The organism is Pseudomonas sp. RIT-PI-q (genome assembly GCF_001297125.1).
In the GTDB taxonomy this organism is placed as follows: Bacteria; Pseudomonadota; Gammaproteobacteria; order Pseudomonadales; family Pseudomonadaceae; genus Aquipseudomonas.
On the sequence record NZ_LHPC01000020.1, the window covers coordinates 77,986 to 94,321 of the forward strand.

At 61.3% G+C, this 16,336-nt stretch carries 11 protein-coding genes and 1 pseudogene; 7 read left to right on the forward strand and 5 right to left on the reverse strand.

All coding sequences use genetic code 11. From position 1 onward, the window contains the following. The 7 genes and pseudogenes from AEQ67_RS06650 (at position 1) to AEQ67_RS06680 (ending at position 9,672) form a co-directional block, all read left to right on the forward strand. The gene (locus AEQ67_RS06650) at positions 1–1,017 is read left to right on the forward strand and encodes a heme-dependent oxidative N-demethylase family protein (protein ID WP_059403102.1); all 1,017 of its coding nucleotides are present in this window, start codon (positions 1–3) and stop codon (positions 1,015–1,017) included. A gap of 33 nt (positions 1,018–1,050) precedes the next feature. Then, the gene (locus AEQ67_RS06655; protein WP_059403103.1) at positions 1,051–2,181 is read left to right on the forward strand and encodes an aminomethyltransferase family protein; all 1,131 of its coding nucleotides are present in this window, start codon (positions 1,051–1,053) and stop codon (positions 2,179–2,181) included. A 31-nt stretch (positions 2,182–2,212) separates the two neighbouring features. Continuing rightward, positions 2,213–3,079, forward strand: coding sequence for a formyltetrahydrofolate deformylase (gene purU, locus AEQ67_RS06660; protein ID WP_059403104.1), 867 nt, complete (start codon positions 2,213–2,215; stop codon positions 3,077–3,079). 43 nt (positions 3,080–3,122) lie between these two features. Beyond that, entirely contained in the window at positions 3,123–4,490 is a 1,368-nt protein-coding gene (locus AEQ67_RS06665) for an NAD(P)-binding domain-containing protein (protein WP_059403105.1), read from the forward strand. Positions 4,491–4,504: 14 nt separating this feature from the next. After that, on the forward strand, positions 4,505–6,847 hold the full coding sequence (locus AEQ67_RS06670) for a DUF1989 domain-containing protein (protein WP_059403106.1): 2,343 nt from the start codon (positions 4,505–4,507) through the stop codon (positions 6,845–6,847). Between the two features lie 146 nt (positions 6,848–6,993). Beyond that, positions 6,994–8,672 (forward strand): annotated as a pseudogene (locus AEQ67_RS06675) (APC family permease). 73 nt (positions 8,673–8,745) lie between these two features. Beyond that, positions 8,746–9,672, forward strand: coding sequence for a bifunctional 5,10-methylenetetrahydrofolate dehydrogenase/5,10-methenyltetrahydrofolate cyclohydrolase (locus AEQ67_RS06680; RefSeq protein WP_059403107.1), 927 nt, complete (start codon positions 8,746–8,748; stop codon positions 9,670–9,672). Positions 9,673–10,211: 539 nt separating this feature from the next. On the opposite strand, the gene AEQ67_RS06690 is transcribed toward AEQ67_RS06680, so the two are convergent. The 5 genes from AEQ67_RS06690 to glnT form a co-directional block, all read right to left on the reverse strand. Continuing rightward, positions 10,212–11,537: an ammonium transporter gene (locus AEQ67_RS06690; protein WP_059403109.1), complete on the reverse strand. Its 1,326-nt coding sequence runs from the start codon at positions 11,535–11,537 to the stop codon at positions 10,212–10,214. Between the two features lie 192 nt (positions 11,538–11,729). Further along, positions 11,730–13,052 carry an FMN-binding glutamate synthase family protein gene (locus AEQ67_RS06695; protein WP_059403110.1) on the reverse strand — a complete coding sequence of 441 codons (1,323 nt, stop codon included), beginning with the start codon at positions 13,050–13,052 and terminating at the stop codon, positions 11,730–11,732. 15 nt (positions 13,053–13,067) lie between these two features. Then, complete coding sequence (locus AEQ67_RS06700) at positions 13,068–13,751, reverse strand: protein glxC (protein WP_059403111.1); 684 nt, start codon at positions 13,749–13,751, stop codon at positions 13,068–13,070. An 11-nt stretch (positions 13,752–13,762) separates the two neighbouring features. After that, complete coding sequence (locus AEQ67_RS06705; protein WP_059403112.1) at positions 13,763–14,668, reverse strand: class II glutamine amidotransferase; 906 nt, start codon at positions 14,666–14,668, stop codon at positions 13,763–13,765. A gap of 72 nt (positions 14,669–14,740) precedes the next feature. Further along, positions 14,741–16,075, reverse strand: coding sequence for a type III glutamate--ammonia ligase (glnT, locus tag AEQ67_RS06710; protein WP_059403113.1), 1,335 nt, complete (start codon positions 16,073–16,075; stop codon positions 14,741–14,743). Between the last annotated feature and the right edge of the window lie 261 nt (positions 16,076–16,336).

Sequence of the window (16,336 nt, forward strand, 5' to 3'; positions counted from 1 at the left end):
ATGACCATTCAATCAAGCCCCGTGCAGAGCTATCGAGACGACTTCAGTTTTCGCAACAGCCCGACGGCGATCCGTCGTTTCCCCTTCCCTTTCACCGAGGACAGTTACCTGTATTCGGTGAACATCGAACCGGCAACCTCCCGCGATCCCGGCTCGATTTACCAGCACAGCTTCGACATCGACGAACACTACCGTTCGGAAATGGCCGAACGCGCCCTGGTGCTGGACAAGGATCCGCGCCGTTACCTGGTGATGCCGCACATGCACGTGGCGGCCTGGGATGCGCTGCAACTGCTGATGGAAAACCTCGCCGCCGATTACCCGCAGTGCTTCACGCTGGTGCGTGACGGTAACCATTGGCACTGGTGCAACCGGGTGCTGAATATCGATCAACGCTTTGTCTTCGGCGATGCCAGCACCCTGCCCTGCGAACCGCTGGAGTTCATTACCCGCCAAGCCCAGGGCGATTTCGCCCTGCTCGATCAGCGTGACGGCGACCTGTTCATGGACGCCGGCATGGTCACCAGCCCGGCCGACTGGTCCCTGGCGTTCGACGCCGGGATGAGTTTCAAGCAGTGGCATTCGCCGGTGCCGATGGCGCATCAGATGGGCATTTTCGACCGCGCACTCAAGTACCTGCTCAACCTGCAAGTGGGACAGCCGGTGCGGCGTTTGAACTGGACGCTGACGATCAACCCGCGCCTCGATTCTTCGCCCGAAACCTTTCACCAGTGGGGCGCCGACCGTGGTCGCATCACCGCCGAGAACGTCGGGCAGCAGGTGCATTTGCGCGTCGAGCTGCAAGTGATGATCCGCTTGCCGCGCAGCAATGCCGTGATGTTCAGCATTCGCACCTACCTGATCAGCATGGACGAGCTGGTCACTCAGCCCGGCTGGGGCTGCCGCCTGCACCGCGTGCTGCGCGACCTGCCCGAGCCCATCGCCGACTACAAGGGCATGACTCGTTACCGACAGACCCTGGTGGAGTGGCTGAGCCGCTTCGATCCGCAAGCCTGACCCTTTGCACTTTCCCCCGACAAGGACCTTCACATGGCTCATTCATGGCGTATTTCTGCACTCGCCGAGCGCCACCGCGCACTCGGTTCGAACCTCGAAGACTGGAATGGCATGGGCACCGCCTGGACCTATGCCAGCGACCTGGCCGATCACCATCAGGCGATCCGCACCCGTGCCGGCCTGATGGACGTTTCCGGGCTGAAAAAAGTCCACTACGTCGGCCCCCACGCGGAGAGCCTGCTGCAATGGGCCACCACCCGCGACATCGCCAAGCTCTACCCCGGCAAATCGGTGTATGCCTCGATGCTCGACGAGGACGGCAAATTCGTCGATGACTGCATCGTCTATCGCACCGGGCCTAACGCGTTCATGGTGGTGCACGGAGCCGGCAGCGGTCCCGAAATGCTCGTGCGTTCATCTCAGGGTCGGCAAGTGGCGGTCCTGTTCGACGACGACCTGCACGACCTGTCGCTGCAAGGCCCGCTGGCGGTGGATTTTCTCGCCGAGCACGTGCCCGGGATTCGCCAGTTGCCGTACTTCCATCACCTGCAACCCCGCCTGTTCGACCGCCCGGTGATGATCTCGCGCACCGGCTACACCGGCGAACGTGGCTACGAGATTTTCTGCAAGGCCGCCGATGCCCCGGCGCTGTGGGACGCCATCCTCGAACACGGCGCGGGCCTGGGCATCATCCCGTGTGCTTTTACCGCGCTGGACTGGTTGCGCGTGGAAAGTTCGTTGATGTTTTTCCCCTACGACAACTCGCAGATGTACCCCTTCGCCGACCAGAAGGCCGGCGACACGCTCTGGGAAATGGGCCTGGATTTCACCGTCTCCCCGGACAAACGCGAGTTCCGCGGCGCCGAAGAGCACTTCCGCCTGCGCGGCCAGGAGCGCTTCAAGATCACCGGCGTGTTGCTCGAAGGCGTGCGCGCCGCCGAGGCCGGCGACACCTTGTGGCAAGGCAATCAGCAAGTCGGGGTGATCACCTGCGGCATGTATTCGCGCCTGAGCAAACGCTCGATGGCCATCGCCCGCCTGAGCGTCGCCTGTTCGGTGCCCGGCATCGCCTTGCAGGTCCGTGGCAGTCAGGAAAGCGCCGCCGTGACTCACGTGCTGCCTTTCGACGACCCGGAAAAAACCAAGCGCACGGCCAAGGGCTGAGTCCCTCTCACTTTCAATCAGGGAACCTTCGATGGACACTTCCAGCGAACATTACATTCTCAAGATCAACTGCCCGGCGGCGTCGGGCATCGTCGCCGCGATCAGCGCCTGCCTGGCCCGCCAGCAGTGCTACATCAGCGAGTTGGCGCAATTCGACGACGAGTTCACCGGGCAGTTTTTCATGCGCGCGGTGTTCCGTTTCAACACCGGCGTGAGCGGCGATATCGGTGCGCTGCGTGAAGACCTGGGCGACCTGTCCGGCGGCTTCGACATGCAGTGGCAACTGTTCTGCTCGAGCCAGCCGACCCGCGTGTTGCTGATGGTCAGCAAGTTCGACCATTGCCTGACCGACCTGCTGTATCGCCACCGCAAAGGCGAGATGGACATGCACATCACCGCCGTGGTTTCCAACCACCTGGACCTGCGTGCGATGGCCGAACGCGAGGGCATCCGCTTCATCTACCTGCCGGTCACCAAGGACAGCAAGGCCAGCCAGGAAGCCGAGCTGATGCGCATCGTCGAAGACACCCAGACCGACCTGGTGGTGCTCGCGCGCTACATGCAGATTCTCTCCGACGGTCTGTGCCAGCAGCTGTCCGGACGGGCCATCAACATCCATCACTCGTTCCTGCCCGGTTTCAAGGGTGCCAAACCCTATCACCAGGCGTACGACCGGGGCGTGAAGCTGATCGGCGCCACCGCCCACTACGTCACCAGCGACCTCGACGAGGGGCCGATCATCGAGCAGGAAATCCAGCGCGTCGACCATACGCACCTGCCCGATTCGCTGGTCGCCATCGGTCGCGACACCGAAACCGTGGCCCTTTCCAAAGCCCTGAAATACCACCTGGAACACCGGGTGTTCATCAACCAGGACAAGACAGTGATCTTTCGCTGAGCGCCCCTGCTTTTAATTTCAAGAGCCATCACGAGGCACGATCATGACTTTACGCGTGGCAATCATCGGCGCCGGCCCTTGCGGCATGGCGCAACTTCGAGCCTTCCAGTCTGCCCGCGACCAGGGCGCCGACATTCCAGAACTGGTCTGCTTCGAAAAGCAGAACGATTGGGGCGGCATGTGGAACTACACCTGGCGCACCGGCCTCGACGAAAACGGCGAACCGGTGCACGGCAGCATGTACCGCTACCTGTGGTCAAACGGACCGAAGGAATGCCTGGAGTTCGCCGACTACACCTTCGAAGAACATTTTGGCCGGCCCATCGGTTCCTATCCGCCACGGGAAGTGCTCTGGGACTACATCAAGGGCCGCGTCGAAAAAGCCGGCGTGCGCGACTACATCCGCTTCAACAATGTGGTGCGCCAGGTCACTTTCGATGAGACCAGCCAGCGCTTCACTCTTTACGCCCACGACTACAACAGCGACACCCTGACCTGCGAAGAATTCGACTACGTGATCAACGCCTGCGGCCACTTCTCCACGCCCAAGGTGCCGTACTTCGAAGGCTTCGAACAGTTCGCCGGGCGCATCCTGCATGCCCATGATTTCCGCGAGGCCCTGGAGTTCAAGGGCAAGGATCTGCTGATCGTCGGCAGCAGCTATTCCGCCGAGGACATCGGTTCGCAATGCTACAAATACGGCGCGCGCAGCATCACCAGTTGCTACCGCACCGCGCCGATGGGCTACGCCTGGCCGGAGAATTGGGAAGAGAAACCGCTGCTGCAGCGCCTGGAAAACAACCGCGCGTACTTCGTCGACGGCAGCAGCAAGCACATCGACGCGGTGATCCTCTGCACCGGCTACAAGCATCACTTCCCTTTCCTGCCGGACGAACTCAGCCTCAAGACCGACAACCGCCTGTGGCCGATGAATCTGTACAAAGGCGTGTTTTGGGAACCGAACCCACGGCTGATCTACCTCGGCATGCAAGACCAGTGGTACTCCTTCAACATGTTCGACGCCCAGGCCTGGTACGCCCGCGATGTAATCCTCGGACGCATTGAGTTGCCGAGCCACGCCGAGATGGTCGCCGACAGCCAGCAATGGCACGCGCGGGAACAGACGCTGGCAACCAACCAGCAGATGTTCGAGTACCAGGGCGCCTACATCCAGCACCTGGTGGACGCCACTGATTACCCGAATTTCGACATCGCCGCCGTCAACGAAACCTTCCTGCACTGGAAGCACGACAAGGCGGAAAACATCATGGGTTATCGCGACAAGTCCTACCGCTCGCTGATGACCGGCACCCAGTCACCGCCGCATCACACACCCTGGCTGCATGCGCTGGACGACTCAATGGCGGCGTACCTCGCTGAGCCGCCGACGTCCATCAAGTCGGTCGGCTGACCCGGAGGTTCATCATGAATGCACCTCGTGTATCTCGCCCCTTGGAGCCCGGACTGTTTGCCCGAGCCCCGGCGCAAGAACGCTATCGGGTGGCGGCGGGAGGCCTGACGCTGGTGGCTTTGCAGCCCGGCGACAGCCTGCAAGTGATCGACCTTGAAGGGCAGCAACCCTGCGAATTGCTGGCGATTGATGCCAACGGTCGCAGTGCGCTGTCGGCCTGGGCGTTGAGCGATTCGCCAGCCTGCGGTTTTATCGGCGCACGGCTCGCCGAACCGACCTTGCAGGCTCGGCGCATCCATCAGGCCTTGAGCCGACGCGGGATTGATCCGCAACGCCTGCCCAGTGCCGCGTCACTCTGGGACGAGGACAGCCCGGCCGACTTCAGCCGCCATTTCGTCGCCAGCGATGAGTTGCTGGTGATCGTTGCCGCGCCCGCCGGGGCAACGAGCGTTGATCGGCAATACCGGCCCAGCGAACTCAGGGTCTGGGTGACTCGGGCCACTCCCTCGCCGCTGCTGCTTCCGGCGTTGCCCGAACCCTTGGGCGAGTTACTCGACGAGTTCACCCTCAGCGCCGGCACCGCCCGCAGTTACACCGTCGGCAAAGGCCAGTACGTGCAGGTGCTGGACGTCGCCGGTCGGCAATGCTCGGACTTCGTCGCCCTCGATCAACGGGCACTGGATCGCGGCGTCGAACTGGATCTGGACCAGACCGTCACCCGCACACTGAACGGCAGCGCCTACCCGGCACCGGGGCTGTTCTCGAAGTTTTTCGACCGGCAGATGCAGCCGATGCTGGAGGTGGTGCGTGACACCGTCGGCCGCCACGATTCCTTCGCCCTGGCCTGCGCCGCGCGCTACTACGAAAGCCATGGCTACTTCGGGCACGACAACTGCAGCGACAACCTGAGCCGGGCGTTGGCGCCTCATGGAGTCGAGGCTCGCAGCGGCTGGCCGGCGATCAATTTGTTCTTCAACACCGGCATCGATGCGCACCAGCAAATGACCCTGGATGAACCCTGGTCGCGGCCCGGCGACTACGTGTTGTTGCGGGCCATGACCGACCTGCTGTGTGGCCGTACCTCGTGCCCGGATGACATCGACCCGGCCAATGGCTGGAACCCGACCGATATCCAGGTCCGCATCTACAGCGAAAAGGAGCGTTTTTCCATCGCCATGAGCACTCGAACCACGGCCGATGCCGACCCGATTCTCACCCGTGAGTCTGCGTTCCACTCACGCACCAGCGCCTTGACCGGCAGCTTTGTCGACTACCGCAACTGGTGGCTGCCATTGCGCTACGACGGTTATGGCGCGATCGAGGAATACCTCGGTTGCCGCGAACGCGTCGCGGTGATGGACCTGACCGCCCTGCGCAAATTCGAAATCATCGGCCCCGACGCCGAAGCCTTGTTGCAGTACTGCCTGACCCGCGACGTGCGGCGCCTGGCGGTGGGCCAAGTGGTGTATTCGGCGATGTGCCACGAACACGGCGGCATGCTCGACGACGGCACGCTACTGCGCCTGGGACCGGACAATTTCCGCTGGATTTGCGGCGAGGACTACGCCGGGGTCTGGCTGCGCGAACAGGCGCAAACGCTCGGCATGAAGGTCTGGGTCAAATCCGCCAGCGAGCAGATTCACAACCTGGCGGTGCAGGGCCCGATGAGCCGCGAATTGCTCAAACAGATGGTCTGGACCGCGCCGACCCAACCGAGCCTGGAAACCCTGGGCTGGTTCCGCTTCCTGGTGGGCCGTCTGGACGGCTACGACGGCTGCCCGCTGATGATCTCGCGCACCGGCTACACCGGCGAACTGGGCTACGAAGTCTGGTGCCAGCCCGAGGACGCCGAGCGCGTCTGGGACCGGATCTGGCAACTGGGCCAACCCTTGGGCCTGGTGCCGCTGGGCCTGGAAGCGCTGGACATGCTGCGCATCGAAGCCGGGCTGATTTTCGCCGGCTACGAGTTCAGCGACCAGACCGATCCCTTCGAGGCGGGCATCGGTTTTTCCGTCCCATTGAAAAGCAAAACCGATGATTTCATCGGTCGCGATGCCCTGTTACGGCGCAGCGCGCATCCTGCGCACAAGTTGGTGGGGCTGCAATTGAGCGGCAACGAAGGCGCCCATCACGGCGACCCGGTGTATCGCGGCCGGGCCCAGGTCGGGGTGATCACCAGTGCCTGCCGCTCACCGCTGCTGACCAGCAACATCGCCCTGTGCCGGGTCGATGTGGCGTGCGCGGACGTGGGTACGACGCTTGAGATCGGCAAAGTCGATGGCCTGCAGAAGCGCATCAGCGCCACGGTCACCGCAGCGATTTTCTACGACCCGGACAAGAGCCGGGTACGTAGCTGATCAACCTTTTGACTGCCCATACCCGCACTTGTAGGAGCTGGCTTGCCAGCGAAGGCGCCCTCACAGCTTGCACAAGGCTCAAAAATGCCATCGCCGGCAAGCCGGCTCCTACAGGTCCCGCTCTACTCAGACATGGGAATACGAAGATGCAAGCGACTACGTTCGAGACCGTACCGCAGGCTGCCAGCTCAGTCGGCAGCCTGCACCGCAAGATCGATTGGCGCGGGGCTTTCTGGGTCGCCAGCGGCGTGCCCGCCCTGGTGCTGTTTTCGATCGGCGCGATTGCCGCCACGGTGGGTAAACCGGCATGGATCGTCTGGATCGTGTCGATCCTGTTCGGGTTTATCCAGGCCTTCACCTACGCCGAAATCGCCGGGCTGTTTCCACATAAATCCGGGGGCGCCTCGGTCTACGGCGCGGTGGCCTGGGTGCGCTACAGCAAGCTGATTGCACCGGTTTCGGTGTGGTGCAACTGGCTGGCCTGGTCGCCGGTGTTGTCCATCGGTTCAGGGTTGGCAGCCGGTTACATCCTCCCCGCGCTGTTTCCCGCCGATGCGCTGATCAACACCTGGCAACTGACCTTGCTCGATCTGGGCTGGATCAAAAGCGGCCTGTCGCTGCGGATCAACGCGACCTTCGCCATCGGCCTGTTGATCCTGCTGACGGTGTTCGCCGTGCAGCATGGCGGCATCCTGCGTTCGGCGCGCCTGACATTGGTGCTCGGTGTGACCTCGCTGATTCCGTTGCTGCTGGTGGGCGTCGTGCCGTTGTTCACCGGGGACGCGGCCCAGGCCAATTTCTTGCCGTTGTACCCGCTGGCTCATGATGCGGCGGGTCAGGTCATCGACGGGCCGTGGGATATTTCCGGTTGGTCGCTGATGGCCGGCGGGCTGTTCATGGCCGCGTGGTCGACCTACGGCTTCGAAACGGCGGTGTGCTACACCCGGGAATTCAAAGACCCCAAGCGTGACACGTTCAAGGCGATTTTCTATGCCGGCCTGCTGTGCATTCTGGTGTTCACCCTGGTGCCCCTGGCGTTTCAGGGCAGCCTCGGTCTTGGCCAACTGGTGACGCCGGCGGTGCTCGACGCCAGTGGCGCGGTGGTCACACCGGCGGTCTACAGCGGCCTGTTGTCGCCGGCGATCTACAGCGGCATGGGCGTTGGCCAGGTAATGGCGGACAGCATTGGCGGCGGCAAGCTGGTCGCCAACATCGTGCTGATCATGCTGGTCCTGGCTACTTTGCTGGCGATCATGACCTCGATGTCCGGTTCCTCGCGCACCCTGTATCAGGCGTCGGTGGATGGCTGGCTGCCGAAGTACCTGGGCCGCACCAATGAACACGGCGCCCCCACGGCGGCGATGTGGACCGACCTGTGCTTCAACCTGGTGCTGTTGCTGATGTCCGACTATGTCTTCGTGCTCGCCGCGTCGAACGTCAGCTACATCATCTTCAACTTCCTCAATCTGAATGCCGGCTGGATCCATCGCCTCGACCGGCCTGACTGGGTGCGCCCGTACAAGGCACCGACCGTGTTACTGGCGGCCGGTGGCGTACTGAGTTTCGTCAACCTGGCCTGCATGGGTCTGGGCGCCGATATCGGGGGCGCGGGGACGTTGATGCCTGGCCTGTTGCGGGGGCTGTTGATCCTGCCGGTTTTTGCTACCGCCACTATGTGCAGGACAAGGGCCGCTTCCCTGACGCGATGCTCAGCGACCTGTACGTTCAGGCGGATGCCGGGCTCAAACGTGCAGGTTGGTTGCCCTATGTCACGCTAATCGCCGGCGTGCTGGTGGTGTACGGTTGCCACCAACTGGTAACCTGAGCCCCTGGTTTCATGCCGCTTATGGACCATCGAGGCGCTACGGCGTCTCGATGATCACCTCGATATTCTTTCAATGACGGTGACGCATTTGAACAGCAATACCCCACCACTGGCCCGGAATATCGACGGTAAAGCCATTGCCGCCAAGGTTCTGGAAGAAGTCCGCGAAGAGCTTCTGGTCCTCGCCGGGCAGCAAATTTTTCCCGCATTAGCGGTCCTGCTGATCGGCGATGATCCGGCCAGCCATGTGTATGTGCGCAATAAGCTGCTGCGAGCCAAGGAGGTCGGGATTCGCTCCCTTGAATACCGTCTGCCGGACGACGCCAGCCAGGCGCAAGTGCTGGAACTGATTGCCCAATTGAATGCCGACGCCACGGTGAGCGGCATTTTGGTGCAGTTGCCTCTGCCGGGGCATATCGACGAAGCGGCGGTGATTCATGCCATTGACCCGATCAAGGACGTGGACGGTTTTCATCGGGAAAACGTGGGTGGGCTGGTGCAAGGCATCGAGGTCCTGACGCCCTGTACGCCCAGCGGCTGCATGCGTTTGCTGCACGAAACCTGTGGTGATTTGAGCGGTTTGCATGCGGTGGTTATTGGCCGATCGAACATTGTCGGCAAGCCGATGGCGACCTTGTTGTTGCAGGCGCATTGTTCGGTGAGTGTGGTGCACTCCCGCAGCGTCGATGCGCCGGCGTTGTGCCGATTGGCGGATATCGTTGTCGCAGCGGTGGGTCGTCCGGGTTTGATCGACGCCAGTTGGCTTAAGCCTGGAGCGGTGGTGATTGATGTCGGGATTAATCGTATTACCGACGAATCGGGTAGTCATCTGGTGGGTGATGTTGATTATGCCAGTGCGCGCACGGTTGCCAGTGCGATCACGCCGGTGCCTGGGGGTGTTGGGCCGATGACGATTGCTTATCTGCTGAAGAACACGCTGATTGCCAGTCAGTTGCAGCGTGGTGTTTTGGGCTCGGGGGCTTTTGCGGTGGGTCAGTGACCTGGCGTTGGGCTGAGATCCGCTGAAGTAACGAGTACATATCCGTTTTTTTGGTCGTGGCGGCTATTGGTTTCGCTTTTACAGCGAGTCACTTGGAAAAGCCCCAAGTAACCAAGGGCTTCTACCCCTTTCGTTCGGTGCCTCGCTCCGGCCCTGCTCCGTGGGCTCGCTGCATCAAAATCAACAGCTCGGCGGCCTGCGGGCCGGCCTGGTTGGGGGTACGCATCCCCCTGTAGGAGCTGGCTTGCCAGCGAAGGGCGTTAACGATGGCGCGTTTTAACAGGATAAACGTGGCGCATTTGAGATCTTCGCTGGCAAGCCAGCTCCTACATTCCACCGCGTTCGTCCAGGCAACTCGATCAACTGTAGGAGCTGGCTTGCCAGCGAAGAACGTTAACGATGACGCGTTTTAACAGGGTAAACGTGGCGCATTCGAGTCCTTCGCTGGCAAGCCAGCTCCTACAATTTGGTCGGTGTACACCCGCAAAAAACCCCGTCAACAACGACGGGGTTTTTCGCAAGTCGATCAACCCTCAGGATCAGTGGTTGTAAGCACGCTCATTGTGCTCAGCCAGATCCAGCCCCATGTCTTCCACCGACTCATCCGCACGCAAGCCAACCAACGCGTTGACCACCTTGAGAATGACCCAACTGATGGCAAAGCAGTAAACCGTCGTCAACAGCACACCCTTGACCTGTGCCACAACCTGAGCGCCCATGGTCACACCTTCGACCAAACCGCCCATCGACGGCACACAAAACACCCCGGTCAACACTGCGCCAATCATCCCGCCGATGCCGTGCAAACCAAACACATCAAGGCTGTCGTCATAGCCGAAGCGGCGCTTGAGCACAGTGACGCTCAAATAGCAGAACACTCCGCACAGCAGGCCGATGGCCAACGCACCACCAACACCGACATACGCGCATGCTGGCGTGATCCCCACCAGACCGGCCAAGGCACCGCTGGCCAGACCGAGCGCACTCGGCTTGCCGACCTTGAACCACTCGGTAAACATCCAGCCGAGAATGCCGGCACACGCGCCCAGTTGGGTATTGAGCATGACAATGCCGGAGGTGCCGCTAAGACCGCCACCGGAGCCGATGTTGAAGCCGAACCAGCCGACCCAAAGCATCGCCGCACCGGCCATGGTCAAACTCAGGTTGTGCGCCGGCATCGGGGTATTTTGATAGCCCTTGCGCTTGCCGAGAATCAGGCACGCCGCCAGCGCCGCGACACCGGCATTGATATGCACCGCGGTGCCGCCGGCAAAGTCCAGCACGCCCCAGTTATGCATCAACGCCCCCGAGCCGCCCCAGACCATATGCGCCACCGGGGCGTAAACCAGGGTGAACCACAGCGCCATGAACAGCAGCGCCGCCGAGAACTTCATGCGTTCGGCGAACGCCCCGGCGATCAGCGCCGGGGTGATGATGGCGAAGGTCATCTGGAAGGTCACGAACACGCCTTCCGGTATATCCCCGACCAGACTCTCGGGGGTCATGCCGGCCAGAAACGCCCGGCTCAAACCGCCGACAAAGCTGTTGAAGGTCACCTGCCCCTCGACCATGCCGGTGCTGTCGACCACCATGCTGTAGCCATAAATCACCCACAAAACACCCACCAGACCGGCGATACCGAAGCACTGGGTAAACAACGAAAGCATGTTTTTCGCCCGCACCAGTCCGCCGTAAAACAAGGCGAGACCCGGTAGACACATAAACAGCACCAACACCGCGGCAGTAACCATCCAGGCGGTGCTACCCGTGTTCAAAGTTGGTGCATCGGCCGCCTGCGCCAGTGGCACGAGTGCACCGGCCGCCAGTAAGCCAAGAAGGGATTTGCCGAGAAGACGATTAACCATGTTCAAAGCTCCTGCAAAAAAATGGAAAGTGCCTGGCAGTGAGCAAATGGCAAAGCGACGGACCTTTTCGGTCTCTTCGAATAGCTGACACCCATACCTGTAGGAGCCGGCTTGCCGGCGAAGGCATTCCTGAGCCTTGCACAAGCCGTAAGGACGCCTTCGCTGGCAAGCCAGCTCCTACGGGGTTACACCTCAGTATCTGGAACCTGGCACCCAATTAGTCCCCGCCAACGGCACCCGTGCCATGGCCGCCGACTCCACCGTCAATGCCACCAGATCCTCAGGATCAAGGTTGTGCAGGTGCGACTTGCCGCAAGCACGGGCCATGGTCTGGGCCTCCAGCACCATGACGCGCAGGTAGTTGGCCAGACGTCGGCCGCCTTCCACCGGGTCCAGACGCTTGGACAGCTCCGGGTCCTGAGTGGTAATGCCAGCCGGGTCACGGCCGTTCTGCCAGTCATCATAGAAACCGGCCGCCGAGCCGATTTTTTTCAGTTCCTCGTCCAGTCGTGGATGGTTATCGCCCAAGGCAATCAACGCCGCCGTGCCGATGGCCACCGCATCCGCCCCCATCGCCATGGCCTTGGCCACGTCGGCACCGTTGCGAATACCACCGGACACAATCAACTGCACCGTGCGATGCATGCCCATCTCTTGCAAAGCCTGTACCGCTTGCGGGATGGCCGACAAAATCGGGATGCCGACGTGCTCGATAAACACTTCCTGAGTCGCCGCAGTCCCGCCTTGCATGCCGTCGAGCACAATCACATCGGCCCCGGCCTTCACCGCCAACTTAACGTCGTAATACGGCCGGCTCGCGCCAATCTTCACGTAGATCGGTTTTTCCCAGTCGGTGATTTCCCGCAGCTCGGCAATCTTGATCGCCAGGTCATCCGGCCCGGTCCAGTCCGGATGACGGCAAGCGCTGCGCTGGTCGACACCGATCGGCAAGGTACGCATACCGGCCACACGTTCGGTGACTTTCATGCCCAGCAACATACCGCCGCCACCGGGTTTGGCGCCCTGCCCCAGAACGATTTCAATCGCGTCAGCCTTGCGCAGATCGTCCGGGTTCATGCCATAACGGGAGGGCAGATACTGATAAACCAGATGCTGCGACTGGCCGCGCTCTTCCGGGGTCATGCCACCATCACCAGTGGTGGTGCTGGTGCCGGCGATGGTCGCGCCACGGCCCAGGGCTTCCTTGGCATTGGCCGACAGCGCGCCGAAACTCATGCCGGCGATGGTCACCGGAATCTTCAGGTGAATCGGCTTCTTGGCGAAGCGGTTGCCGAGTATCACGTCTGTGCCGCACTTCTCCCGATAACCTTCCAGCGGGTAGCGCGAAACACTGGCACCGAGCAGCAGCAGGTCATCGAAATGTGGCAGTTTGCGCTTGGTGCCACCGCCGCGAATGTCGTAGATGCCGGTTTCCGCGGCACGCTGGATTTCCTGGATGGTCAGGCGGTCGAAGGTAGCTGACTCACGCAGTACCGGAGGGGTTTTCTCGCTCATGTTATGGCTCCTGGATCAGTACGCGGACGCGTTATCGACTTTGAAGTTGTACAACTGACGGGCCGAGCCGTAGCGCTTGAAGTCAGCCGCCTGGTGGTCGAAACCGGCACGGTTGAGCAGCACTTGCAACTCTTCCAGGTGCTCGGCGCGCATCTCTTTCTCGATGCAGTCCGAGCCCAGGGACTCAACTGTTCCTTTGACGTAGATGTGGGTTTCATACAACGAATCGCCCAGTGCATCGCCGGCATCACCACAGACCACCAAACGACCGGCCTGCCCCATGAAGCAACTCATATGGCCGATGCTGCCGCCGACGACGATGTCGATGCCTTTCATGGAAATCCCGCAGCGCGCCCCGGCGTCGCCTTCGATCACCAGCAGCCCGCCATGGGCCGTGGCACCGGCCGCCTGCGAGGCACTGCCTTTGACCCGGACGTAGCCGGACATCATGTTCTCGGCGCAGCCGACACCGACATTGCCGTGCACGGTGATCGAGGCTTTTTGATTCATGCCCGCGCAGTAGTAACCGGCGTGGCCCTGGATATCGATGGACACGGCCTGGTTCACCCCGACCGCGAGGTTGTGCTTGCCATTGGAATGAGTGACGACCCACTCACGGTCCTCAACAGCATTCACCTGGTCATGCAGCGCCTGATTGAGGTCGCGCACGGTGGCAGTGGAAAGATCGATGGTTTTCATGTGTGCGCTCCTTAAGCTGACTCGCGTTCCCAGATGTACAGGGTGGCCGGTGCCGGCTCCCAGATCCTGGCGTTTTCGATTCCCGGCAGGCTGGACAACGCCTGGTATTCGGAGGCCATGGCGACGTAGTCGTCGGTCTCGGCGAGGATCGCGGGCTTGCAGGCAATCGGGTCGCGGATCACCGCGAAACCGTTGCGGGTGCCGATGGCGAAGGTGAAAAAACCGTCCAGGTCTTCCAGCGAATGATCCAGCGCCTCCTTCAACGAATCGCCCTGTTGCAGGCGCCAGGTCAGGTAACCGGCGGCCACTTCAGTGTCGTTGTCGGTCTCGAAATGGATGCCTTCGCGCTTGAGTTCCTGGCGCAGACGGAAGTGGTTGGACAGCGAGCCGTTGTGCACCAGGCACAAGTCGGCGCCGGTGGAAAACGGGTGGCTGCCTTCCATGGTCACCGCACTTTCGGTGGCCATCCGGGTGTGGCCGATGATGTGGCTGCCCTTCATGCTGGCCAGGCCAAAACGTTGGGAAATCTCTTGGGGCAAGCCCATGCCCTTGAGGATTTCGATGCTCTGCCCCGCACTCATGATCCGCACGCTCGGCGCCAGTTCGGCGAGGGCCAGACGGACCGGCGCCTCTTCGGCATGGATCTTCAGCACGGCGGCGCTGGCGTTCTGGAACCAGTCCAGCGAACAGCCAAGGCGCCCTTCCAGTTCGCCCATCAGGGTTTTCCAGTCGAAGCCATCGGTGGTCGCTTGCAGCGTCAGCTTGACCCAGCCATCCGCCACTTCATCGCCGTAGATGGCGAAACCGGCGCTGTCCGGGCCACGATCGGTCATGGCCTGCAACATCGGTTCAAAGAGCTTGCCGAGCTGGGATTCCAGCTGCGGATTTTTCAGGTAAAGACCTACGATTCCACACATATCAAGTCTCCTTCGAAGGCACTGAGCACCCGGCGCCGTGCCGGGTGCCCGAATGGTTGTCGATGCAACAAATCAGAAAAATTCGGTATAGCGCTGGATCTCCCAATCGGAGACGTGGCGGCTGTATTCCACCCACTCCATGCGCTTGAGCTTGACGAACTCGCCAACGATCTGCGGGCCCAGCACCTCGGCGAACAGCGGGTCGGCTTCGAGCGCGTCGCAGGCTTCCTTGAGCGATTGCGGCAGGGTCTTGATGCCGCGCGCAGCGATCTGCTCCAGGCTCAGGCTGTAGAGGTTTTCATTGCAGACGTGGTCGATTTCCAGCTGACGGTCGATGCCGTCCAGCCCGGCAGCGATGATCGCGGCACTGACCAGATAGGGATTGCACCCAGCGTCCGGCAGACGAAATTCCAGGCGGCCGTAAGGCACCCGCACCATCGCCGAGCGGTTGTTGGCGCCGAAGGCAATGAAGGCCGGCGCCCAGGTTGCGCCGGACAACGAGTTACCGACCACCAGACGCTTGTAGGAGTTGACTGTCGGCGCAGCGAAGGCACACAGCGCCGGGCCATGGGCAAGCAAACCGGCCGCGAAGTGATAGGCCATTTTCGACAGGCCCATGCCGCTCGGGTCGTTGGCGTCATGGAACAGGTTCTTGTTGTCGGCACTGCTGATCGACAGGTGAAAATGCATGCCGTTGCCGGCGCGTTTCGGGTCAGGCTTGGGCATGAACGAGCAGATCATGCCGAGGTCATTGGCAATCTCACCGGCGGCCATGCGGAAGAAGGTGAAGCGGTCCGCCGAGGTCATGGCGTCGCTGTAGGTGTAGTTGATCTCGAACTGGCCGTTGGCGTCTTCGTGGTCGATTTGATAGATCTCGAAATCCACCGCCTGCAAGGCTTCGGTCAGGCGTTCAAGGAACACCCGGGAGCGCGACAGGCCTTTATAGTCGTAGCAAGGCTTGTCGAGGTTGTCGCTGGGGTCGACCAGTTGCAGCTTGCCGCTCTCATCGCGGCGCATCAGGTTGAACTCGGGTTCCAGGCCGGTGTTGAGGGTCCAGCCTTTTTCTTCCAGGCGCTGTACTTGTTGCTGCAGCACATAGCGGCTGTCATACGGATGCGGCTTGCCGTCGACATGGCCGATGCACACCACCCGGCCATAACCCGGTTGCCAAGGCACCGGCGTCAGGGTCGACAAGTCACCGCGAGCCATGAAATCCGGGCCGTGGGGCTCCATGCCCATGCCGCTGATCGCGAACCCGGCAAAACCTGCTCCTTCTTCGGCGACGGCTTTGAGACCACAAATCGGCACCGATTTGGTCTTGGCTGCACCGTGAATATCCACAAACTGCGCAAGCACGTACTTGATCTCGTGCTTGTCGATGATGCGCTGGGTTTCTGCTGGCAACATTGCGTGTCACTCCTCGCGAAAGGCAAAACGTTGTGGATTGGCCGTGACTGTCTTTTTATTCCTAAAAAGAAAGTTAGTTTCCCAATAGGAATGCAAGGCCCTTGCCAGATTCGCGAGTGCGACGCTGATACGCCGTGAGAGGCGCTTTTGTGCTGTATATATGGGAATATTCTTTTCCCAGTGGGAATACCGCCCGAGGGATGCGCGCCGAGCGCCGCGATTTGCACTTTCTCAGTGCGAAACTAATATTACTGAACGGAA